19 protein-coding genes and 1 other annotated feature are annotated in these 21,076 nt (G+C 45.4%); of the genes, 13 read left to right on the top strand and 6 right to left on the bottom strand.

The window, feature by feature from the left end; genetic code table 11:
- Positions 1 to 5 precede the first annotated feature (5 nt).
- On the bottom strand, positions 6 to 1,694 hold the full coding sequence (gene argS, locus ACSQ2E_RS21650; protein ID WP_435994049.1) for an arginine--tRNA ligase: 1,689 nt from the start codon (positions 1,692 to 1,694) through the stop codon (positions 6 to 8).
- Between the two features lie 47 nt (positions 1,695 to 1,741).
- Positions 1,742 to 1,947: a binding site (T-box leader), on the bottom strand.
- 52 nt (positions 1,948 to 1,999) lie between these two features.
- Complete coding sequence (locus tag ACSQ2E_RS21645) at positions 2,000 to 3,175, bottom strand: FtsW/RodA/SpoVE family cell cycle protein (RefSeq protein ID WP_435994047.1); 1,176 nt, start codon at positions 3,173 to 3,175, stop codon at positions 2,000 to 2,002.
- A gap of 439 nt (positions 3,176 to 3,614) precedes the next feature.
- On the opposite strand from ACSQ2E_RS21645, the gene ACSQ2E_RS21640 reads away from it, so the two are divergent.
- Both ACSQ2E_RS21640 and sfsA read left to right on the top strand, forming a co-directional pair.
- Positions 3,615 to 4,388: a hypothetical protein gene (locus tag ACSQ2E_RS21640; RefSeq protein WP_435994045.1), complete on the top strand. Its 774-nt coding sequence runs from the start codon at positions 3,615 to 3,617 to the stop codon at positions 4,386 to 4,388.
- Positions 4,385 to 5,128 carry a DNA/RNA nuclease SfsA gene (gene sfsA / locus ACSQ2E_RS21635; RefSeq protein ID WP_435994043.1) on the top strand — a complete coding sequence of 248 codons (744 nt, stop codon included), beginning with the start codon at positions 4,385 to 4,387 and terminating at the stop codon, positions 5,126 to 5,128. The genes ACSQ2E_RS21640 and sfsA overlap by 4 nt, the downstream gene beginning before the upstream one ends.
- A gap of 42 nt (positions 5,129 to 5,170) precedes the next feature.
- Here sfsA and ACSQ2E_RS21630 read toward each other — a convergent pair whose 3' ends face one another.
- On the bottom strand, positions 5,171 to 5,656 hold the full coding sequence (locus tag ACSQ2E_RS21630; protein WP_435994041.1) for a BsuPI-related putative proteinase inhibitor: 486 nt from the start codon (positions 5,654 to 5,656) through the stop codon (positions 5,171 to 5,173).
- A gap of 212 nt (positions 5,657 to 5,868) precedes the next feature.
- Between ACSQ2E_RS21630 and ACSQ2E_RS21625 the strand changes: the two genes are divergently transcribed.
- Genes ACSQ2E_RS21625 through ACSQ2E_RS21595 form a run of 7 tightly spaced genes read left to right on the top strand, consistent with a single transcriptional unit; the run spans position 5,869 to position 12,417 of the window.
- Entirely contained in the window at positions 5,869 to 7,098 is a 1,230-nt protein-coding gene (locus tag ACSQ2E_RS21625) for an ABC transporter substrate-binding protein (protein WP_435994039.1), read from the top strand.
- Positions 7,079 to 7,939 carry an ABC transporter permease gene (locus ACSQ2E_RS21620; RefSeq protein ID WP_435994037.1) on the top strand — a complete coding sequence of 287 codons (861 nt, stop codon included), beginning with the start codon at positions 7,079 to 7,081 and terminating at the stop codon, positions 7,937 to 7,939. Before ACSQ2E_RS21625 ends, ACSQ2E_RS21620 begins: the two co-directional genes overlap by 20 nt.
- Before the next feature lie 7 nt (positions 7,940 to 7,946).
- The gene (locus ACSQ2E_RS21615; RefSeq protein WP_435994035.1) at positions 7,947 to 8,747 is read left to right on the top strand and encodes an ABC transporter permease; all 801 of its coding nucleotides are present in this window, start codon (positions 7,947 to 7,949) and stop codon (positions 8,745 to 8,747) included.
- Positions 8,744 to 9,712, top strand: a complete 969-nt coding sequence (locus tag ACSQ2E_RS21610) for an ABC transporter ATP-binding protein (RefSeq protein ID WP_435994033.1) — start codon at positions 8,744 to 8,746, stop codon at positions 9,710 to 9,712. Before ACSQ2E_RS21615 ends, ACSQ2E_RS21610 begins: the two co-directional genes overlap by 4 nt.
- Positions 9,713 to 9,724: 12 nt before the next feature.
- Entirely contained in the window at positions 9,725 to 10,384 is a 660-nt protein-coding gene (locus ACSQ2E_RS21605; protein WP_435994031.1) for a TVP38/TMEM64 family protein, read from the top strand.
- A gap of 14 nt (positions 10,385 to 10,398) precedes the next feature.
- Positions 10,399 to 10,980, top strand: a complete 582-nt coding sequence (locus tag ACSQ2E_RS21600) for a CDP-alcohol phosphatidyltransferase family protein (protein ID WP_435994029.1) — start codon at positions 10,399 to 10,401, stop codon at positions 10,978 to 10,980.
- A 12-nt stretch (positions 10,981 to 10,992) separates the two neighbouring features.
- Positions 10,993 to 12,417: a dihydrolipoyl dehydrogenase family protein gene (locus ACSQ2E_RS21595; protein WP_435994027.1), complete on the top strand. Its 1,425-nt coding sequence runs from the start codon at positions 10,993 to 10,995 to the stop codon at positions 12,415 to 12,417.
- A 62-nt stretch (positions 12,418 to 12,479) separates the two neighbouring features.
- Here the strand turns inward: ACSQ2E_RS21595 and ACSQ2E_RS21590 are convergent, their stop codons facing one another.
- The 3 genes from ACSQ2E_RS21590 to ACSQ2E_RS21580 all read right to left on the bottom strand — a co-directional run bounded on the left by ACSQ2E_RS21590 (position 12,480) and on the right by ACSQ2E_RS21580 (position 15,443).
- On the bottom strand, positions 12,480 to 13,565 hold the full coding sequence (locus ACSQ2E_RS21590) for an FAD-dependent oxidoreductase (protein ID WP_435994025.1): 1,086 nt from the start codon (positions 13,563 to 13,565) through the stop codon (positions 12,480 to 12,482).
- Positions 13,566 to 13,579: 14 nt separating this feature from the next.
- The gene (locus ACSQ2E_RS21585; RefSeq protein ID WP_435994023.1) at positions 13,580 to 14,131 is read right to left on the bottom strand and encodes a GNAT family N-acetyltransferase; all 552 of its coding nucleotides are present in this window, start codon (positions 14,129 to 14,131) and stop codon (positions 13,580 to 13,582) included.
- A gap of 124 nt (positions 14,132 to 14,255) precedes the next feature.
- Positions 14,256 to 15,443 (bottom strand): dicarboxylate/amino acid:cation symporter, encoded by a 1,188-nt coding sequence (locus tag ACSQ2E_RS21580; protein ID WP_435994021.1) that lies wholly within the window; start codon positions 15,441 to 15,443, stop codon positions 14,256 to 14,258.
- A gap of 300 nt (positions 15,444 to 15,743) precedes the next feature.
- Between ACSQ2E_RS21580 and ACSQ2E_RS21575 the strand changes: the two genes are divergently transcribed.
- The 4 genes from ACSQ2E_RS21575 (at position 15,744) to ACSQ2E_RS21560 (ending at position 20,824) form a co-directional block, all read left to right on the top strand.
- On the top strand, positions 15,744 to 16,814 hold the full coding sequence (locus ACSQ2E_RS21575; RefSeq protein WP_435994019.1) for a D-alanine--D-alanine ligase: 1,071 nt from the start codon (positions 15,744 to 15,746) through the stop codon (positions 16,812 to 16,814).
- A gap of 75 nt (positions 16,815 to 16,889) precedes the next feature.
- Positions 16,890 to 18,266 (top strand): UDP-N-acetylmuramoyl-tripeptide--D-alanyl-D-alanine ligase, encoded by a 1,377-nt coding sequence (locus ACSQ2E_RS21570; RefSeq protein ID WP_435994017.1) that lies wholly within the window; start codon positions 16,890 to 16,892, stop codon positions 18,264 to 18,266.
- 91 nt (positions 18,267 to 18,357) lie between these two features.
- Positions 18,358 to 19,047 (top strand): alpha/beta hydrolase, encoded by a 690-nt coding sequence (locus ACSQ2E_RS21565; protein ID WP_435994015.1) that lies wholly within the window; start codon positions 18,358 to 18,360, stop codon positions 19,045 to 19,047.
- 262 nt (positions 19,048 to 19,309) lie between these two features.
- On the top strand, positions 19,310 to 20,824 hold the full coding sequence (locus ACSQ2E_RS21560; RefSeq protein ID WP_435994013.1) for a DEAD/DEAH box helicase: 1,515 nt from the start codon (positions 19,310 to 19,312) through the stop codon (positions 20,822 to 20,824).
- The last annotated feature ends 252 nt before the right edge of the window (positions 20,825 to 21,076 follow it).

Below are 21,076 nucleotides of genomic sequence, written 5' to 3'. Positions count from 1 at the left end.
GGATTCTACATTTCGGCAGGAGATTTCATCCCCAATAATCGCAATCCTTCGGCAAGGACAATCCCCACGGCATGAACCAAGGCCAGACGGGTATTTTGATGGTTGTCATCCGAAATGATTTTGGTTTTAGCATAATAACGGTTGAAGCTTTGTGATGTGACGATTAAATATTTGGCAATCACAGATGGCGCATAATACTGCCATGATTTTTCGATGATTTCCGGAAATAATCTCAGCTGCTTTATCACTTCCCAGCTTTCGGCATCTTCAAGACCTTCAAATGTCAGTGGACCTGACTCACCTGCTTTTCTGAGAAGGGACTGGGCTCTCGCATACGTGTATTGAATATAAGGACCGGTTTCACCTTCGAACGTGAGCATATGCTCCAGGGAGAATTCAATGTCATTGAGACGGTCATTTTTCAGGTCATGAAAGATGATTGCCCCGACCCCGACATCTCTTGCAACTCTGTAAGCATCTTTTAAGTCAGGGTTTTTCTGCTTAATGTTGTCCTCCGCCATTTTGATTGCTTCGTGAAGCACTTCTTCAAGGAGGATGACCCTTCCTTTTCTTGTAGACATCTTCTTTCCATCCTTTAAATACAGACCGAATGGAATATGCTTCATGTCATTCGCCCAATTGTACCCGAGCTTATTCAATACGTTCATCACTTGCTTGAAATGGATGGTCTGTTCCTGACCTACAATGTACAGGGCTTCGTCAAAGGTATATTGTCGCTGACGATAAAGGGCAGCAGCCAGGTCCCGTGTGGCATAAAGGGTTGCTCCATCAGATTTCTTGATCAGGCAGGGAGGCAGATTCCCATCATCCATCCGAACGACTTGAGCCCCTTGGGATTCCTCAAGAAGATGATGTTTCTGAAGCAAGGTCACGACTTCTTCCATCTTGTCATTGAAGAACGCTTCACCGTTATAGGAATCGAACTCGACTCCAAGGAGAGAGTAGATTGTTTTAAATGCTTGGAGTGATTCATCTTTAAACCATCTCCAAAGCCCGGTAATCTCTTCATCCCCTTCTTCGAGGAGCTTAAAGGCTCTTCTTCCTTCTTCATCAAGGGAAACATCGAGTTCTGCCTGTTCATGGAACTTTTTATAAAGAATAAACAATTCGGCAATGGGGTTTTCTTTGACCTTTTCCGGGTCGCCCCATTTTTTGAAAGCGACGATCAGTTTACCGAATTGTGTCCCCCAATCGCCGATGTAATTGATTTTCTCTGTACGATAGCCGCATTTTTCGGCAACAGAGGCAATGGCATTCCCGATGACCGTTGAACGGAGATGCCCCATGGAAAAAGGTTTGGCAATGTTAGGTGAGGACATATCTAATACGACGGTTCTGTTTTCTCCAAAGGTGTGGGTTCCATATTCCTTTCCCTTCGCCAAAATTCCCGACACGATTTCTCTTCCCATTTTTCCCCCGTCAAAGTGGATATTGATATAAGGTCCAACGGCCACAACCTTGGTGAAAAGGGGAGAGGTAATCGTAGCGGCCATTTCATTGGCGATTTGTGCAGGGGCCCTTTTCATGGTTTTTGCCAACTGGAAGCAAGGGAAGGCCAAGTCCCCTAAATGACTATGCTTCGGAATTTCAATCAAATCGTATAGATCTTTCTCGCTCCAATCCGACAAGAGCTGAGTTTTTAACTCTTGAGCCAGTATTGATTTAAAATCCATCTTGTTACACCTCCCATTAGTATGAAACACAAAAAAACCCGTCTCTACACAGAGACGAGTTTAGCTCGCGGTACCACTCTTATTCCCGATTAAGGACACTCATTGTATAACGGGAGATCCCGGTTCTTCCCTACTGATTTTCAAGAAGAACTTCTCAGAAGTGCGTTTCATCCAGGGCTTCATACCGGGCTCCCACCGCCCCCGGCTCGCTTATGATCCACGTCGGGATTACTCTCTTCTTCACAGAATATTCCATATCTAATTACTATTATTTTACACATATCAGTGATGAATGCAACCTGTAATTAAGAATCTTCTGAAGAAAACATATACGTTTTATGATGAAACCTCATACTGAACACAAGGCCGAGGGCCAGCATATTCCCCATGAGGGAGCTTCCCCCATAACTGATGAACGGAAGGGGGATACCTGTGATCGGCAGTAACTGGATCGTCATTCCGATGTTCTGGAACACATGGAACGTGATCATACTGATGATCCCTGCACAGACATAAGCGTTGAAAGGCTCTTTGGTATCAAGGGCAGTCTTGGTTAGATGGTAGATCAGCAGAAAGTATAAACTGATGACGACACTTGCGCCGATAAATCCGTACTCTTCACCGATGACACTGAAGATAAAGTCTGTATGATTTTCCGGGATATACACTTCCCGGTCACCGTAGCCTTTCCCGAAAATCTGTCCCGAACCAATGGCGTTAAGGGAGTTGATCAAGTGAAATCCTTCTAATTTCGCATAATTGTACGGATCGAGCCAGGCATAGATCCGTCCGAATTGGTAAGGTTTCACGTTTAAGTATTTCTCCAATAATTGTGGTGCCCATATTACCAGTGAAAGGATGCCCGCACCTAAGACTCCGATAGAAGCATAGATAGGCACAATCAGCTTCCACGTAATACCTGAAACGAGGATGATACCCGTCATGATGGCAAGTATCACCAGTGATGTCCCTAAATCCGGCTGCTGCATGATGAAAGCAAGGGGGAGAAGGGTGGTCAAGCCGATTTTAATTAATAATTGAAAGTCTGTCTGCACCGTTTTCCTTGGGTTAAGTTCATGATGATTGGTAATGACACGTGCCAAAGCAAGGATTAAGAATGTCTTCATGAACTCTGAAGGCTGTATCGATCCAAGCGGTCCCAGCATGAACCAGCTTTTGGCTCCATTCCGGTGTGGTGCAATGCTTTCCGGAGAAATCAATAATAAAACGAGCAAGAAGATTCCTGCGCCGTATATGTACCAGGCAAGCCGTTTATACTGATCTGAGTCGAGAAATAACGCAGCGCCGATAATGATACCGCCCACTACGTACCAAAAAGCCTGTCTAATCACAAAGTTTGTCTCATATTGCCCTGAGGTCTGGGCGCTGCTGATTCCCATTGCACTTACAATAAAGAACAGCATTAATAAAAAGAGAAGACCCCAATCGATCTTATCAGCAAATCGCTGGCGAGTTTCCATAATCTATTCACCTGAATTTCTAAAGATTTCACATTCCTAGTCTAATAGAAATGAAAGGAAATTTCTACTCATGACCCGAGAAATTCGAGAACTTCTGTCGGGATACGACACGTATTTGAAACAGATGAAGAATTGAATTCATCGGGAATGTCCATGGCAGAAGGGCTTAGAAGGAAAACAGAGAGGGGATATTCCATTTATTACATGTTTATAGCGGGTATTTGATATTGAAATAGATTCTATTTATAAATATGTGGTTTAGAAGCTAATATCGACGCTAATCTTCAATACATTGTACTGAAATATGACTATTTTCGACAATTACCTGCGACTTTTGTCATCATTTTGAAATGAAATAGAAAAGAACAAGTATGTTCTATATTTGATAAAATAGAAACTATGAACTGTGCACCGTGTTAATCAGATGGAGGGAATGTTCTTGAAGGCAAATAACCAAGTTAAAGATATCATCTATGTTCACAAGAATCCGGATCGCCAATATGTCGTTTCTTACGGAATCCATTTCAACGAGTTTGCAATGAATGCCCGTAAACCCTTAAAGAACTTACTTCTTATCAAGCATCAGTACGAGCATGGTGCTTTCAATATACATACCCATATGGAATATGTAGAACAGGACGAAATGAAGAAGATCATCGATGACGGTGTTCAGAGCTACGGAGATTTCTGCTGGATCGATTTTGAAGAAGAGGTCGGAGTCGATGAATTGAACGGGCAGGAAATTGCAGAACTCCTTTATATGGGGCATATCAAACAGCCATTAAACCCTCCATTTTATTCTAAGCTGAATAACCGCTATGCCTATCTTTCCCATGATGACGGCTGGTTCAATAAAGTTTATTACCGGGACTTCGAGGACTTCTATCATATGCTGGGAGCGACCCTTTCATCCAAACTCAGTACGGTCAAGAGTGGGAAAGGCCTCTTCGGTATGAAGAAGGAGAAACCCTACCCTGTAATCGGGAAGGAAGTCATTCATTCCTTCCAGGATAAGTTAAAAGAAGGAATGGTCATCTCCCTTGAAAAAGCCGTATTAACGAGAGGGAAAATCGAGATTCCCATTTGGGTAATGGGCGATTATTATGACATGGATGAAATGACTGAGGATTATAAGCAGATTCGTAAATTACCTGCGAACGGATTATTATCATATGACCGTAAAACGAAGAGCTGGAGCGCCTTGCTTAAATGAGGGAACGTGAAGTTTTCGCAGATATTTCATTCCATGACACCCTGGTTCAAGCCGTCTTTCTTGAACGGCTCAATCGGTTTGTGCTAGAGTGCGAGCTTCCTTCAGGCTCAAAAGAAAAAGTCCACTTACCCGATCCAGGCAGGCTGAAGGACTTACTGGTACCCGGAGGGCCGATCTGGCTCCAGGAATCCAAGGATCCAAAAAGGAAAACAAGGTGGTCGGCGGTCATGACCCATGATTCCGTAAACGATATGTATGTTTCCTTGAATACTCAATATCCAAACCGATTGGTACTGGAAGCCCTGCAGTTGGATGTACTAGAGGAGCTGAAGGGTTGGCGCCTGGAAAAAGCCGAATATAAGGTGGGAGGTTCACGCTTTGACTTTCTCCTCAAACATAAACAAAATGATGAAAAATTACTACTCGAAGTCAAGAGTGTCACGATGGTCGAGGACGGAATAGGTAAATTTCCCGATGCCGTCACAGCAAGGGGAGCGAGGCATGTAGAGGAACTGACCCACTTGCAGATGAAGGGAAGCTATCAAACAGCGGTCCTATTCATTGCCCAGCGTACAGATCTGCGGGGAATCACTTCCGCACCTGAAATCGATCCCCATTTTGCCCGGGTCATGGAAGAAGCCGCAAGGCACGGTGTCAGGTTTTACGGAAGATATTGCATCGTGACGCCTGAACGCATCTCCCTCAGTGGATCTATCCCGGTCTTCATAGAAAAGGATTAATCTCGCCGTGCCCCGCCCGAGATTAATCCTTTTTGTGTGTCCCTATTCCACCACTACCTTAGCCGTCGCTTTATAGTCCTGCTCCCCCTTGGCGGTCATCCAGACGGTCAATGTATAATTGCCGCTTTCAACCTTTGGGAGGACAATTTCACGAGAGAACTCTTCCCCTTGTTTCACAGTGATTTCCTGTAAGGCTTGAGTATACATTTTATTCTTTGAATCTTTATAAACGATCTCGCCTTTTTCACTTCGAAGTTCATAGTCGATTGTCTGTCCAGATGAGAAAGAAAATGTTTTCTCCTGCTCTGTTTGATTTTTCACACTATATACATACACAATTTGACCATCTGCATCTTTCTTGGTTAATGAAGGTTCCATTTCGCCTGCGATAATTCCTTTCTGTACAGAAATATCTTCACCCGCTCCCTGTTCTGTCTCTTTTTTTACCGGCTGGCTGTCGTTTTCAGCCGTTCCACAGCCGGCCATTCCCGCTATAAGAATGATTATAATCATCATGAATCGCTTCACGCTAGAGTCACCTCCTTACTGTATTAGACAGAGTTTGATCCAAAAGGTTACAAGCCTTCGGAGAATATGAGCTCGGAAGGCATGGGGGATGTGTTCATCTAGTTTCTTTCTCCCTTTATGCACTGATTTGCATATATGTAAGGCAGATTCCTTTTTTATATTATACGGTTCAGTACAATAGAATTATAGAAAAGCGCAGAGGAGCATGATGGATGAGAATGTGGTTAGCTATTGTAAGCGTATTATCCTTACTATTAGTATCGGCTTGCGGTTCGTCAAATGCAAACGATACCGTGAAAATTCCTGATGAAGAGTGGGGAACGATCACGTCGAAAGCAAAAGGGACCAAAGTGAATATGTTTATGTGGGGAGGAGATGACGGGATCAACCGGTATATCGATGAGGTCATGGCGCCCATGTTAAAAGAAAAGAACAACATCGAACTGAACCGGGTACCTTTAGACACGCCTGAAATCCTCCAGAAGCTGCAAACCGAGAAAAAGGCCGGAAAAAAAGAGGGGACGATCGACATCGTCTGGATCAACGGTGAAAATTTTAAGAATGCGAAAGAACAAGATCTGTTGGCAGGTTCCTTCACAAACAAACTGCCGAACTACAACGAATACTATGATACGGACAGCGACGCCTTCCAATACGACTTCGGAACGGAAACAGAAGGATTCGAAGCCCCGTGGGGAAAAGTTCAATTCGTATTTTTCTATAATAGTGAAAAAGTGAAAAATCCGCCGGCTACCTTTGATGATTTGAAAACATTCATGAAAGAGAATCCCGGGAAATTCACCTATCCGAACCCAAGTGATTTCACTGGGAATGCGTTTCTAAGACATCTCCTCTATGCCAAAACGGATTCGAATCTGGCCCGGGACGGGTTTGATGAAGACAAGTCGGAAGAGATTGGAGCGGGAGTGTGGGAGGAATTAAACACCATGAAGCCGTATTTGTGGCGAAAAGGGGATACGTATCCATCCACCTTGACGGATCTTGATAAGCTTTATAGTCAGGAAGAGGTGTGGATGACGATGGGATATAACGAAGCAAGGGCGGAACATCTGATCAAGGATGGCGTGTTTCCGGAAAGCACGAAGTCGTTCATATTGAGTGATATCGGATCCATCGGGAATACTCATTTCCTGGCCATTCCTTTCAATAGTCCAAATAAAGAAGGTGCCATGGTGGCCATTAATGAGTTCCTGTCCCCGGAAGCGCAGTATGAGAAGCTGAAACCGGATTATTGGGGGGAGAGTTCAGCTATTTCCTATGCCAAGCTTGATGAGGGATGGAGGAAGAAATTCATGGAGATCGATCGCGGTGAAAGCGTATTGGAAGCCTCAAAGCTTGAAGAAAACTTCAAGGGTGAGCTTGATGCTGCCTATGTTGAATGGTTAAAGGAGAACTGGATCCGTGAAGTGGCCAGCCAATAACGCACTACTTCTCCTGCCGGGCCTCCTCTTTTTCCTCCTGATTCCGGGCCTTGCGATCGTCCTTGCGATTTTGGAAAGTGTAAGGGACGGGGGAGTCTTTACATTCGAACATTACCGGGAATTGTTTGAACAAGATCGTTTTATCGCGTCCGTCCTGTTCAGCCTGACAGTGACCGTGGCCTCAACGACCCTGTCCCTTTTCATCGGGTTGGGTATCGTCAAAGCCTTCTATCCATTGTTAAAGGAAACCGGGCATAAACTGCTGGTGTGGATCCCGATGCTCGTTCCCCATTTTGTATGGGCGTATCTCGTCTACTTACTCTTTAATCAAAGCGGCTTTTTCTCAAATATTGCCGGGGTGCTAGGTTGGATTGACGATCGCAGTCAATTTCCTATATTGGTGCAGGACCGGAATGGGATTGGGATCATATTGACATATGTGTGGAAAGAAGTTCCCTTTGTGACCCTGATGCTGTTACCCGTGTATGCTACTATGCGCAAAGGGTATAAAGAGGTCGCATCGTTATTGGGCGCGGGCTCCTATCAAACGTTCAGAGTGGCTGAATGGCCCTTTATCTATCCTGTCCTCATCGAAACCGGGGCCATTCTTTTTGCCTTTATTTTTACCGCATTTGAAGTTCCGCGTTTGTTGGGGGTGACGTCTCCACAAATGCTCGCGATCCTAGCGTACGACTGGTTTTATAGCGGTGACTGGAGTGACCGTCCTTTAGCGTTTGCCTCACTTGTCATGACCGGGCTCGGCATCGGGGTCTTCATGTGGCTCGTTCTTTACATCACGAACAAAAAACGGATGCATATCACTAAAGGAATTGGGAACTAGGGGTGTCATGATGAAAAAAACGTTATTTTACAGCATATCCTTTATCCTTTTTGTCTTCCCCCTTTTATTTTTAGTGTATAAAAGCTTTTACGGTGTAGCGGCATGGGGGAGTTCTACTCGAGGTACACCAAGTGTAAGGGCGTGGGAACTCTTGATGAACGAAGGAGAGTTTCTGAATTCAGTAGGGGTGTCGGTGTGGATTGCAATAGTTGTGTTGAGCCTTAATCTTCTGATCGGCATCACAGCGGGAAAAGTGTTTTCCTTCTCTTCTTTCAGGGGGAAATCAGTAGTGGAAGCGCTCATGATGCTGCCGCTGTTTATTCCCGTTTTGGTCGTTGCCATCGGACTTCATATTACCTTCATCCGTTATGGCCTCTCTGATCACTGGCTCGGGGTTGCGCTTGTTCATCTAGTACCGACGATTCCTTACAGCATTAAAATGTTTAAAACAGGCTATGAGCGAATCGGCTCGAAATTACTCGAACAATCAACCATCCTGGGAGGGAGTGCCATCAAGCGCTTATACCATATCGAGTTGCCTTTGCTCCTTCCAAGCATCCGCAGTGTATTGTTCCTGACGATTGTCATCTCTTTAAGTCAATATGTCCTGACGGCGATTATAGGCGGTGGGAACGTCGTAACCCTTGCAATGGTCTACTACCCATTTACCGATACGGCAGATGAAGCGGTCATGGCGGCATTCTCCATCGTGTTCGCCCTTATTCCCATCATCTTATACATCATACTCGAGGGGTGCTTGAAATTCACACTCCCTTACCAGCATCTAAGAGGGGGGAAGAAACAGTGAGTTCATTTATAGATATCCTGGGAGTGTCCAAAACCTTTAAAGAGAAAGAGATATTGAATGATATAACCTTCTCCTTGAAAAAAGGGGAGATCCTCTCATTGGTAGGAGCATCGGGTTCAGGAAAATCAACCTTTTTACGGATTCTCTCAGGCTTAGAATCTGTTACAAAGGGAAAGGTATTAATAGAAGGTAACGATATTTCTTCGACCAAACCTCAAAATCGACCGATTGGTATGGTCTTTCAGCAGCCTTTGTTATTCCCTCATATGAATGTTCTTGAAAACGTCATGTACGGGCTGGGAATGAAGGGGAATAGGAAACGTGAAAATAAAAGGAATGCGAAAGAATATATTCAAAGAGTCGGTTTAGGTGAAGTTATGCATCATTACCCCTCTGAGCTTTCGGGTGGCCAGCAGCAGCGGGTTTCCCTTATCCGCTCCCTTATTCTGAAACCGAAGCTGTTACTCTTAGACGAACCTTTCAGCAGTCTCGATCTGCAACTGAGGAAAGAGTTGAGGCAATGGGTGTTGAACGTATTTAAAGAAGAAGGAACCACAGTCTTGTTCGTTACCCATGACCGAGATGAAGCATATGAAGTAGGAGACCGGGTGGCAGTGTTACACGACGGACGATTCCTGCAGGTGGGCACACCGGAGGAAATCTATTTCCGACCGGGCTCCACCTTCGTCGCTTCTTTCATGAGTGACGGACTCATACTGCCTCCTGGACAATTCATTCATGCCTCCCATATGTCCATAAGCTCTTCAGGACAAGATCTGCCTCACCCTAAGTGGAAGGGTACGGTCCAGCAACAGCTGTTTGTAGCAGGAACGAACATCCATGAAATATGGGTAGAAGAATTGAAACAGAAACTCCATCTACCCCTTGATTGGGAATCCTCTCACGGGACGGTTTGGCTATATGCCAAGGAAGAGAACATTCAAACGTTTCAGAACGAGGAATAGGAGGGAAGAACATTGAAGAAGAAGGAAATCGGCAAGGTCTTTCTATTCATCGCGATATTACTGTTCCTCATGTGGCTCAGCCGGAATTTCTTTCATATAAAGCCCCATGATATCAGGGATTGGATTGTATCATTCGGCATCTGGGCCCCAATCGTTTTCATTGTCGTCTATACGGTCCGCCCATTGATCCTTTTCCCGGCATCCATCCTATCGTTCTCGGCGGGCCTTGCTTTCGGTGCGGTGGAAGGCTTCTTTTACATTGTACTGGGAGCATTGGGTGGTGCGACGGTTGCCTATTATGCAGCAAGCATCCTGGGGAGGAAACTGTTAAAAAGACCATCCCCCCGCATCGTGAAAATACGGGAAAAGATGGAGGAGAGCGGCTTCATCTATGTCCTTGTATTGCGGTTGGTGCCATTCTTGAACTTTGATTTGATCAGTTACCTGGCCGGGATGGGGAAAGTGAGATACCTTCCATTCATCCTCGCCACAGCCATCGGGATTTTACCCGGCACGTTTGGCTATGTCTTTCTGGGATCAAGCTTGATAGGAGAAGATCGGACGAATTTATATATTGCCATTGCGTTTTTCTTAGCCATGATCATCGTGCCACTCATTTTTAAAAAGAAGATGAAAGCATGGCTAGGATTATCGGGCAAAGAAGATAAGTAAAGGATGGGAAGTACATGTTAGACACGCATGCCCGTAAGTGGGTGCAGCCAAGTATAGAGGGGACGGCGCGGCTGTTCCTGAACAAAGGATTAACGGCCAATCAAGTGACGGTCACCGCCTTCATCATAGGATCTGTGACAGGTCTGGTCTATTACCTGGGTTTCCCGGTCATGGCCGTCCTTTTATTATGGCTGTCAGGATTCCTTGACGCCGTGGATGGAACAATGGCCCGACTGACCAAACCATCTCCCTTTGGAACCGTCATGGATGTGACGTTTGATCGGATTGTTGAGATCAGCGTCATCCTCGGAGTTGCCTTCCTGCACCCTGACATCATGTGGGCCCTCCTTTTACTCAGTGTCTCCATCATCATTTCCATGACCATCTTCCTGACCGTGGGAGCTGTATCAGAAAAGCAGGGCATGAAGTCCTTCTATTATCAAGCGGGACTGGCTGAGAGAACGGAAGGATTCATCCTGTTCAGCCTCATGATGATCTTTCCATCCATTGTCTTATGGACCACCCTCCTGTTTGTTGTAGTGGAGTTATTCACGGGTACCCAACGATTTCTAGAAGCGAAACGACTACTTTCATAAGGAGAGATTCAGATGGAACAATACGATTTAATTGTCATAGGAGGAGGGGCAGGCGGATTGACCGTTGCCTCGGGGGCCGCTTCATTGGGAGCTAAAGTCGCACTTGTTGAGAAAAGCGGCCTTCTGGGCGGGGACTGCCTTCACTTTGGCTGTGTCCCGTCAAAGGCTTTCATCCAATCGGCAAGAGAAGTGGCGACCATACGTGCAGGTGGGGATTATGGATTTGAAACAATAGGTTCTGTCGATATGAAGAAGGTAAGAGAAAGAGTCAAGGGAGCCATCTCTCACATCCAACAGCACGATGATCCCGGGCGCTTCCTGGAGCTGGGGGTCGATATTTATTTCGGAGCAGCCGAGTTCCTGGATCCCCATACCATTTTGGTGGAGAATGAGGACCGGGTCTCCGGGAAGAAGGTGGTTGTGGCGACAGGATCAAGTCCCCTTATCCCGGAAATCGATGGCCTTGGCGATGTTGAATACCATACGAATGAAACCGTATTTGAAGTCGATGAATTGCCGAGTCGGGTTGTGTTCATAGGTGGGGGCCCCATCGGTCTTGAACTGGCACAGGCTTTCTCCCATTTAGGTTCTGAAGCCATTGTCCTTGAACAGCACGATGAAATTCTGGTGAAAGAAGATAAGGAAATCCGGGAAGTGGCCACCGGTTTATTGGAAAAGGATATTCAGTTTATATATGGAGCGGAAATCAAACGAGTGTCAAAGCAGGATGGACAGAAAGTGGTTCATTACATGAAAGATGGAGCGGAGCATTCGGTGGAGGGGGACCTTTTATTCCTTGCGACAGGTCGCAAGCCGGGTACAGAATCCTTGAATCTTTCTGCTGCCGGAGTGGAGACCGACGACCGGGGATTCATCAAAGTGAATGATGAACTAAGAACGAATCAATCCCATATTTTCGCCATAGGAGATGTGAACGGCCGCTATCCATTTACCCATGGTGCCGGAATGGAAGGGAAACTCGTGGTCCAAAACGCCGTCTTCGGATTGAAACGAAATGTCTCCTATAACAAGCTGCCCTGGACAATCTATACGACACCGGAAATCTTTCATATCGGCTTGACCGAGGAAGAAGCGGTTGAAAAAGGAATGGAATACAAGGTCTATAAGAAGACTTTAGACGAGGTCGACCGGTTCGTGGCAGATCAGCGGACAGAAGGACTCGTCAAAATCATCACAGACCCGAAAGGCAAGATCCTCGGTGCCCACGCAGTCGGCACTGGTGCAGGCGACTGGATGCAGCCGGTCGTGTTCGCAATGGAAAAGGGAAGCAAGATCGGTGCCCTTTCCAACATGGTCTATCCTTACCCGAATCACGCAGCGGCCGTCCAGCAGACAGCGGACCTGTACTGGAGAGAGAAGCTGTTCGACGGGGTATTGCCTGTGATTAGTAAGAAGTATGTGGAATTGTTCAGATAAGATGTTTAGAGCGCGACTGCTGGGAGGCGGTTGTGTTTTTTTGCGGGTAAGCTGCTTAACGCTCACTCCCCATATTTCCCTATAAACCGCCGATCGATCCAGTTCTTCAACCGCCAGGCCCAACCGCTGACCAATGAAAAGGATCCGTAGGTTAAGAAGCCGCGCTTATCCCCGACAGACATGATGGCGAGATATCGTTTCTGGGGCTCAAAGGGAATGATTTTTCCATCGGCTGCGGCGCCGTTCAGGTTTTCCCATAGGACGGGCCCTTGTCTGACGGCTGTTACGCCGTTTTTAGGGGTGTCGGGAAAGTCTTGTAGGGTAGCGCAATCACCGGTTCCAAACACATTTGGGTATTCTACTGATTGAAGGTAGCTGTTCACGAGCAGATATCCTTGTTCATCTGTTGGTAAAACACTGCTCCCGAATAGGGGAGGTGCTTTAGGTCCGCCTAAGAAAATCACTTCTTCATAATCGAGGATTTCACCTGTATCTGTATGCAGTTGTGAAAGCTCTGCTTCCGTCACACGCCCTTGATGCAGGTCGATGCCTTTTGAAAGTGCCATATACGTCAGTTTTTTCGACGAAATGGTACCGGCTTTTTCTAATAGTGGAGATGAGTGGACGACCGCGATGGAGTGATCTGGGTAACCTTTGCCCTTCTTCCATGCTTTCAGTGATAATGCCATTTCGATACTTGCGGCACCGCCCCCGATAAAGACGGTTTTCCTGCTGTTATGCAGTTTCCGGATTTGCTCGGGGAATCGGTAATTTGGTTTGATAGGCAGGTTGTGCTTGTGTAAGCCCCTGATCTCCATTGAGTCGTTTCGGGAGCCGATGTCGAATGAAACAAAGTCGTAGGTAAAAATCTCACCTTTGTCTGTTAACAGATGCTGCTGATCCGGATCGATGGAGAGGACCGTACTTTCGATAAAGTCACAGCCGGAGACCTTACACAAATTCTCTAAATCAATCCGGGTTTCCTCCAATGAATAGATTCCTTCCGTGTACCCGGAGAACATCCCGGAATAATATTGGTAACGGGATGGGGAAATGAGGACCCATTTCACTTTTTCCTCCTGGTGTTGACTCTTTTTTATACAGTGGAGGTGGCTGTGTCCGCCACCGACTAAGATGATTGTTTTCATAGTGGGACTCCTTCTTAAAGAGAGCGTTTCTCTTCCCATTCTTCCCTGATCATGCCCATGCGGATGGAGTCATAATAAACACCATTATAGTACCGGCATTTTCTCATGCGTCCTTCAAGCTGCATCCCGATTTTCTCTGCGGCCTTCATCATCCGTTCATTCCCTGACCACGTCGTGATGCCGACCCGACCGATTTCCTTCGTAGTAAAGAGGTGATCGACCCATAGGGATAAGGCTTCGGTTCCATACCCACCGTTCCAGTAAGCAGGATCGTAGATGACGATCCCTGCTTCAAGCCATCTGGTGGGCTCGTAATCCCAATAGTATCCGACGGTTCCGATGATGGTGCCATCGACCTCGATGACCCGTTGGAATTCATCGCTGCGACTTTTATTTCTGATGGATGATTCCATATACTCCTCAAGGGGGACATACGTATGTTTAAAATAAGGTGCGTCCCATTTTTTCCATTCAGGAGAAGGATCCCCGTAAATATAGTCCCAAAGACAAGGAAGGTCTCTCTCTTCTATTTTTCTAAGTGTTACACGCTGACCGGTTAATTTCAATTCATGAGCACTCCTTTATTGTGTTACTATTTCCATTATACAGAAAATATCCGGAATAATCAGAATAGATGATGAAAAAAACAGAGGTCCGTCCCTCTGAGATGAGGGACGGACCTCTGTTTCATTAACTTGCTTTGATGGAGGACACCCGTGCTTTTTTCTTTTGGGTCAGTTTGTCGACGATGGATGTGATGGCACCGTCGCCTGTTACGTTGCAGGCAGTTCCGAAGCTGTCCTGTGCTAGGTAAAGGGCAATCATGAGGGACGTCATAGTCGGTCCGAATCCAAGCATCGTTTCAAGTAATCCAAGGGCTGCCATGACGGCTCCCCCGGGAACACCGGGTGCTGCAATCATCGTGATGCCGAGCATCAAAATGAATGGGAACAGCTGAGCGAATTGCAGTGCTTCCCCCTGGATGAACATGACGGCCATGGCGCAGCTGACGAGGGTGATGGTGCTTCCTGATAAATGAATCGTGGCGAGAAGCGGAACAGAGAAGTCGGCGATCCGTTCTCTGGCACCGATTTTCTTCGAACGCTCAAGGGTCACCGGGATTGTTGAAGCAGAAGACTGTGTTCCGAGTGCCGTGAAATAAGCAGGGAGCATCCCTTTCATCATGGAAAGCGGATTTTGCTTTCTCAGTGTACCTGCCGCTGTATATTGAACGACTAAAAAGACAAGATGTAAAAGAATGATCATGATAAACACTTTCGCGAATACAGACATAATGGCACTGACTTGTCCACCTTGGGTCATATTCGCAAAGATGCCAAGGATATGAATCGGTAAAAGCGGGATGATGATCTTTTCAATGACGAGTTCCACGATGTTTCTGAATTCATCCATACCTTTTTGAAGGGTATCCCCTTTAATGGCGGCCATTCCCAGTCCAATGGTGAACGCGATGAGAAGTGCTGACATCACGCCCATGATCGGGGGCATGTCCACTGTGAAGAACCCTTTAAGAAGAGCTTCTTCGGGATTTTCAAATGATTGAGACGTTTGATTAGCGAGTAAAGTTGGGTAAATAGACTTCGCAACCGTAAAGGCGAGTAAACCGGCTAACACAGTGGAACCATATGCTAGGGCAGTGGTCAATCCGAGAAGTTTTCCTGCGCCTTTACCCATGGAGCCTATCCCTGGTGCGATAAAGCCGATGATGATCAATGGAATCGCAAATCCGAGGAAATTACCGAATAGTCCATTGAATGTAGCAAAGATTTTTACAAACCATTCAGGTGCATATGCTCCAATGACAATACCTAACGCAATACCTAAAAGGATCTTAGGCAGTAAACCGAACTTTCTCATCTGGGTGTCCTCCTTGAAAGTACAAATGTTTTTAATACGAGGATTATACACCTAATAGTGTGATAACTTAATAGCTTTTCAAATAGGCGAAATCTTAAGTTTATTCTGAACAATAATTGAAAGAATTGTCGCCGGACTGGTTTTCGTTTGCATACATATATAATGGGCAAACTTCCGGAATGTCAATTGAATCAAGACAAATGTGGTGATTTTTATTTTCCAGAGGAATCATTCTTTCCCTTTCCGGTGAAAGTGATAAAATAGAAACATCTATTGTGAATATTGGAGGTAACGAAATACATGAAAACGAAGTTATGCTTATTGTACGGCGGTAAATCTGCTGAACATAATGTTTCCCTGCAAACAGCCAAGGCCGTAATCGGTGCCCTGGACTTAAATAAATATGAAATCCACCCTATTTTTATTTCGACGGAGGGTAATTGGATAAAAGGACCACAATTGAATGCTCCCGTTGAAGATGTGAAAGCATTGCAGTTTAATCACGGCGAAGAGATCGCTCCCAATGCCTTGAGTACTGCAATCGCTCCTTCTGAATCGGAAGGCTACGACATGATCTTCCCATTGCTTCACGGACCAAATGGTGAAGATGGAACGGTTCAAGGGATGCTTGAGCTGTTGAATCTTCCATACGTCGGAAACGGAGTCCTTGCTTCATCTGCCGGAATGGATAAAGTCATCATGAAGAATCTATTTGCTCAGGCAGGCATTCCTCAAGTCAACTACACGTGGTTTATCCGCAGTACGTGGAAGGGGAACCCGGAATCTGCTTACAAACAGGTAGAAGAAGAGATTGGTTACCCATGCTTCGTGAAACCTGCCAACTTAGGTTCATCTGTCGGGATCAGCAAGTGTACGTCCCGTGAGGAATTAGCGGCTGCCTTTTCAGAAGCGTTCCAATTCGACCGTAAGATCATCATCGAAGAAGGCGTGAAGGCCCGGGAAATCGAGCTTGGCGTACTTGGCAACGATCAGCCGGAATGCTCTGTGGCAGGAGAGATCGTGCCTAAGAAAGATTTCTATGATTATAAAGCCAAATATGAAGATGGGGATACAGCCCTCATCATCCCTGCAGAAGTAGAAGGCGGCATCTACAATGAACTGAAGGAAATTGCAATTCAGTCATACAAAGCCCTGGATTGTTCAGGACTTGTACGTGCAGACTTCTTTTTAACCGAAGATGGGCAGATTTATATGAACGAAGTGAACACGATGCCAGGTTTCACACCGTACAGCATGTTCCCGCTTCTCTGGAAACACACTGGAGTTGATTATCCTACCCTGATCGGGAAACTCGTGGAGCTTGGAATGGAACGCTATCAAGACAAACAAACGATTAAACATACGATGTAAACAACTTGGGACTGACCACATCCAGAGGCAGTCCCTGGTCTATTTGGATGAAAAATGAGTAAAAGGAGAAAACGAATGTTCGAGAAAACGATTAGAGACATATGTACCATACTTGATGTGAAAAATGACCTTTCTGTATTTGATTCAGTGGTCGTAAAAGGTGTTTCCATCGATACGAGAAAAATCGGGAGTGGCAACTTATTTGTTCCTTTTAAAGGAGAAAATGTCGACGGTCACCAGTTCGTCCGTCAGGCGATCGACAATGGGGCGTCCGCTGCCTTATGGGATATCAATGTCCCTAATCCCCCGGAGGATATTCCGGTCATCGTGGTGGAGGATCCACTGCTTGCCCTTCAGTCTTTGGCAAACCATTACCGTCACGAGCTTGATTTAAAGGTAGTCGGGATTACTGGAAGCAATGGCAAAACGACCACCAAGGACATTGTGGCCAATCTTCTTTCCGTGAAATACCGGGTTCATAAAACCCAAGGGAACTACAATAACCATATCGGTCTGCCTTTAACGATCCTTTCTCTTCCACAGGACTCGGAAGTGGCGGTACTTGAAATGGGGATGAGCGGATTCGGGGAAATTGAACTTCTGTCAACCATCTCACAACCTGATGCTGCCATTATCACGAACATCGGAGAATCCCATCTTCAGGACCTCGGTTCGCGGGAAGGCATCGCCAAAGCCAAGCTTGAAATTGTAAAGGGTCTGAAGCCTGATGGGTTATTTGCCTACTACGGAGATGAGCCTCTCCTGCAGGATGGTGTGAAGGGACTCGACCTGAAGCATATGGAGACATTCGGTAGAAGCGAAGCCAATAGCATCTACCCGACAAAGATTGAAATGAACAATCAAGGAAGTTATTTTGAGACTTCTGTCGCTGAAGGCGAGACGTTCTTCCTGCCTGTATTGGGGCAGCATAACATCCATAATGCCCTTGCCGGGATCCTCATTGCCCGTCATTTCGGACTCAGCGTGGATGAAATGAAAGAAGGCATGCAATCATTGAAGCTGACTCAGATGAGGATGGAAATGGTGGAAGGGAAGAAAGGCGAAAGCATCATCAACGATGCCTATAATGCGAGCCCGACTTCCATGAAAGCGGCCATCGGACTTGTGTCAGAGCTCGAAGGATTCCGTACAAAAATTCTCGTCCTAGGTGATATGCTCGAACTTGGAGATGACGAAGAAGAATTCCACCAAGAGATCGGACGCTTGATCGATCAGGAAAAGGTCCAGCAAGTGTTTACGTTTGGACGGCTTGGAACGTTCATCGCAAAAGGGGCCCTCGAGAATTTCCCTGAAGAGCGCATTCACTCTTTTACGGATAAAGAGAGTCTGACAAATGAACTGTCTTCCTTGATCAAAGGGGATGAATTGATTCTATTTAAGGCTTCAAGAGGAATGAAACTGGAAGAAATCATTGAAGGATTAATGGCCTAAGTTTAAACCTTCATAGAAATGAGCAAAATGAGCTTAAGCTGGGAGGGTGGCTCGCTCCCTACCTACCTTTTAATAAGTAAGAGGGGATAAAATGATCGGTTGTTTGCTAATCCATGGTTTCACAGGGAGCCCTTATGAAGTAGAACCCCTGGCTGAATTCCTCCAAGACAGAACCGATTGGAAAATTGTCGTGCCGACTCTTCCGGGTCATGGGGAATTACTCGAACTGAAGGGAATAAAGCATATCGAGTGGATCGAACATGCTGAGTCCGAGCTGAAATTACTGTTGGACACATGTGATAAAGTGTACGTAATTGGTTTTTCAATGGGTGGATTGATTGCCTCGTATCTTTCGGTGAAGTATGATATAGATAAGCTCGTGCTGTTAAGTGCTGCAGCTTACTATATAAATGTTAAACAGTTACTGAAAGATATTGGAAATTTGATCAAGGAAGGAATGCAAGGAAATATACTTGAAAACGAGTTGTACAAACGATACAAATTCAAGGTGACCCAAACCCCGATCCTGTCCACATACGAATTCAGGAAAGTCGTCCGTATCGCTCGTCCCCTCCTTCAAAAGGTCAGCATCCCGACCTTTATCGCCCAAGGAGAGAATGATGGAATAGTCCCCCCTAAAGCTGCGAAATATATATATGAGACTATTTCCTCAAAGGAGAAAAACCTATTTTATTCCCCTGAAGCAAAACATTTGATATGCCATTGCCAAGATAAGCACGAGCTTTTTGATAAGATCTACCAATTCCTGCAAAGTGAATAGATTGACTATTTGACATTAGATTGAAATTCGTTTCTAGAAGTGGTAACATAACTACAACATAGTTCTTAACTTGTTGGACGTGCTAGCTCTTCTATTTTGAAGAGTGTATTTTTTTGTATCAAACATAAAAACTAAACATCTCATATAGACGGTTTTAGATTAGATACCGAAGTCTTTCGGTGGGTAAGATTTCGTTCCGACCTAAAAATATAATCAGATAATGATTAGTTATAAAAGATGTAAATTAAAGGAGAATGTAACATTGACAAAGTTTGCAGATTTAAACTTAAGCGCATCTACGTTAAAATCAATTAAACGTATGGGCTTTGAAGAAGCTACACCAATTCAGGCGAGTACAATTCCAGTCGGTTTAGAAGGTAAGGATATTATCGGTCAGGCACAAACTGGAACAGGTAAAACAACAGCATTTGGAATCCCGATGATCGAGAAGATCGATGTGAAAAATCCAAACGTTCAAGCTCTTATCATTGCACCAACTCGTGAACTTGCCATCCAGGTTTCTGAAGAGTTATATCGTATCGGAGCTGACAAGCGTGCACGCGTGTTATCTGTCTACGGAGGACAGGACATCCAACGACAAATCCGCGCGATGAAAAAGAACCCTCATATCATCGTTGGTACACCAGGTCGTCTGCTTGACCATATCAAACGTAAAACGCTCAACCTTGAAAATGTTGAAACATTAGTACTTGACGAAGCAGACGAAATGCTTAACATGGGCTTCATCGAAGACATCGAAAGCATTCTTGAAACTGTTCCAAGCACAAGACAAACACTTCTATTCTCTGCAACAATGCCGGATCCGATCCGCCGCATTGCAAACCGCTTTATGACAGAGCCGGAAGTCATCAAAGTGAAATCAAAAGAAGTAACGGTTTCGAATATCGAACAATTCTATACAAAAGTAAGTGAAAAAGAAAAATTCGATACACTTTCCCGTTTAATCGACGTACAATCACCGGAACTTGCGATTGTATTCGGTCGTACAAAACGTAGAGTGGACGAATTAGCGCGTGCTCTTAGCATCCGCGGCTACCTGGCAGAAGGGATTCACGGAGATCTTTCTCAGGCTCGTCGTATGACGGTTCTTAAGAAGTTCAAAGAAGGCCGCATCGATATCCTGATCGCAACAGACGTTGCTGCTCGTGGATTAGATATCTCTGGCGTAACACACGTTTACAACTTTGATATTCCTCAAGACCCGGAAAGCTACGTTCACCGTATCGGACGTACAGGTCGTGCAGGTAAGAAAGGGATGTCCATCACTTTTGTTACACCAAGAGAAATGGGTTACCTGAAGATCGTTGAACAAACAACGAAGAAGAAAATGACGGCTCTTAAGCCACCTAGCTTAAACGAAGCCCTTGAAGGTCAACAACGCTTAGCTCTTGAAAAATTAGCTGAAGCGGCGAAGGAAAGTGATCTTAAGGATTACTATCCATTAGCAGAAGAATTCCTTGGTGGCCATGATTCCGTTCAAGCAGTAGCGGCAGCGATCCGTGTATTGACAAAAGAACCGGATACAACTCCAGTAGACATTACTGAAGAGCGACCATTACCATCAAGAGGTGGAAATCGTGGCGGCGGAAATCGCGGCGGTGGATACAAAGGTGGAGCTCGCAGTGGAAGTCGCGGTGGATCTTCACGCAGCGGCGGTGGAAATCGCGGAGGCGGAAGCCGTGGCGGAGATCGCAACCGTACTGGCGGCGGCAGACCACAATCTTCAAGCAAACGTAAATCTTATAACAATTCTTGATTAGACAGATAATAGGACACGATGACCTTTAGGGGTTGTCGTGTTTTTTTTGTTGGGGTGGGGTTGGGAAGTGGATGAGGTGTTGGACGGGAAGTGTGTAATTCCAATTTATGTTAAAAGACGCAATTACCATCTGAAATGACGCAATAAATAAAAAAACGACGCAATTATCCGGAAAATGACGCAATCAGACCCCAAAATGACGCAATTCATATTAATATGTTAATATTTTCAATAAGAAGAAGGTTTTTC

Origin of the sequence: Rossellomorea sp. LjRoot5, from assembly GCF_964253455.1 — a bacterium.
Lineage (GTDB): Bacteria > Bacillota > Bacilli > Bacillales > Bacillaceae_B > Rossellomorea.
This window is presented reverse-complemented; position numbering and strand designations above follow the sequence as displayed.

Excerpts from the sequence above, each read along its gene's own strand:
- ACSQ2E_RS21645 (WP_435994047.1), bottom strand. The coding sequence starts at position 3,175 with ATGGAAACTCGCCAGCGATTTGCTGATAAGATCGATTGGGGTCTTCTC.
- ACSQ2E_RS21575 (WP_435994019.1), top strand. The coding sequence starts at position 15,744 with ATGAAAACGAAGTTATGCTTATTGTACGGCGGTAAATCTGCTGAACAT.
- ACSQ2E_RS21625 (WP_435994039.1), top strand. The coding sequence starts at position 5,869 with ATGAGAATGTGGTTAGCTATTGTAAGCGTATTATCCTTACTATTAGTA.
- sfsA (WP_435994043.1), top strand. The coding sequence starts at position 4,385 with ATGAGGGAACGTGAAGTTTTCGCAGATATTTCATTCCATGACACCCTG.
- argS (WP_435994049.1), bottom strand. The coding sequence starts at position 1,694 with ATGGATTTTAAATCAATACTGGCTCAAGAGTTAAAAACTCAGCTCTTG.
- ACSQ2E_RS21590 (WP_435994025.1), bottom strand. The coding sequence starts at position 13,565 with ATGAAAACAATCATCTTAGTCGGTGGCGGACACAGCCACCTCCACTGT.
- ACSQ2E_RS21580 (WP_435994021.1), bottom strand. The coding sequence starts at position 15,443 with ATGAGAAAGTTCGGTTTACTGCCTAAGATCCTTTTAGGTATTGCGTTA.
- ACSQ2E_RS21570 (WP_435994017.1), top strand. The coding sequence starts at position 16,890 with ATGTTCGAGAAAACGATTAGAGACATATGTACCATACTTGATGTGAAA.
- ACSQ2E_RS21565 (WP_435994015.1), top strand. The coding sequence starts at position 18,358 with ATGATCGGTTGTTTGCTAATCCATGGTTTCACAGGGAGCCCTTATGAA.
- ACSQ2E_RS21615 (WP_435994035.1), top strand. The coding sequence starts at position 7,947 with ATGATGAAAAAAACGTTATTTTACAGCATATCCTTTATCCTTTTTGTC.
- ACSQ2E_RS21600 (WP_435994029.1), top strand. The coding sequence starts at position 10,399 with ATGTTAGACACGCATGCCCGTAAGTGGGTGCAGCCAAGTATAGAGGGG.
- ACSQ2E_RS21595 (WP_435994027.1), top strand. The coding sequence starts at position 10,993 with ATGGAACAATACGATTTAATTGTCATAGGAGGAGGGGCAGGCGGATTG.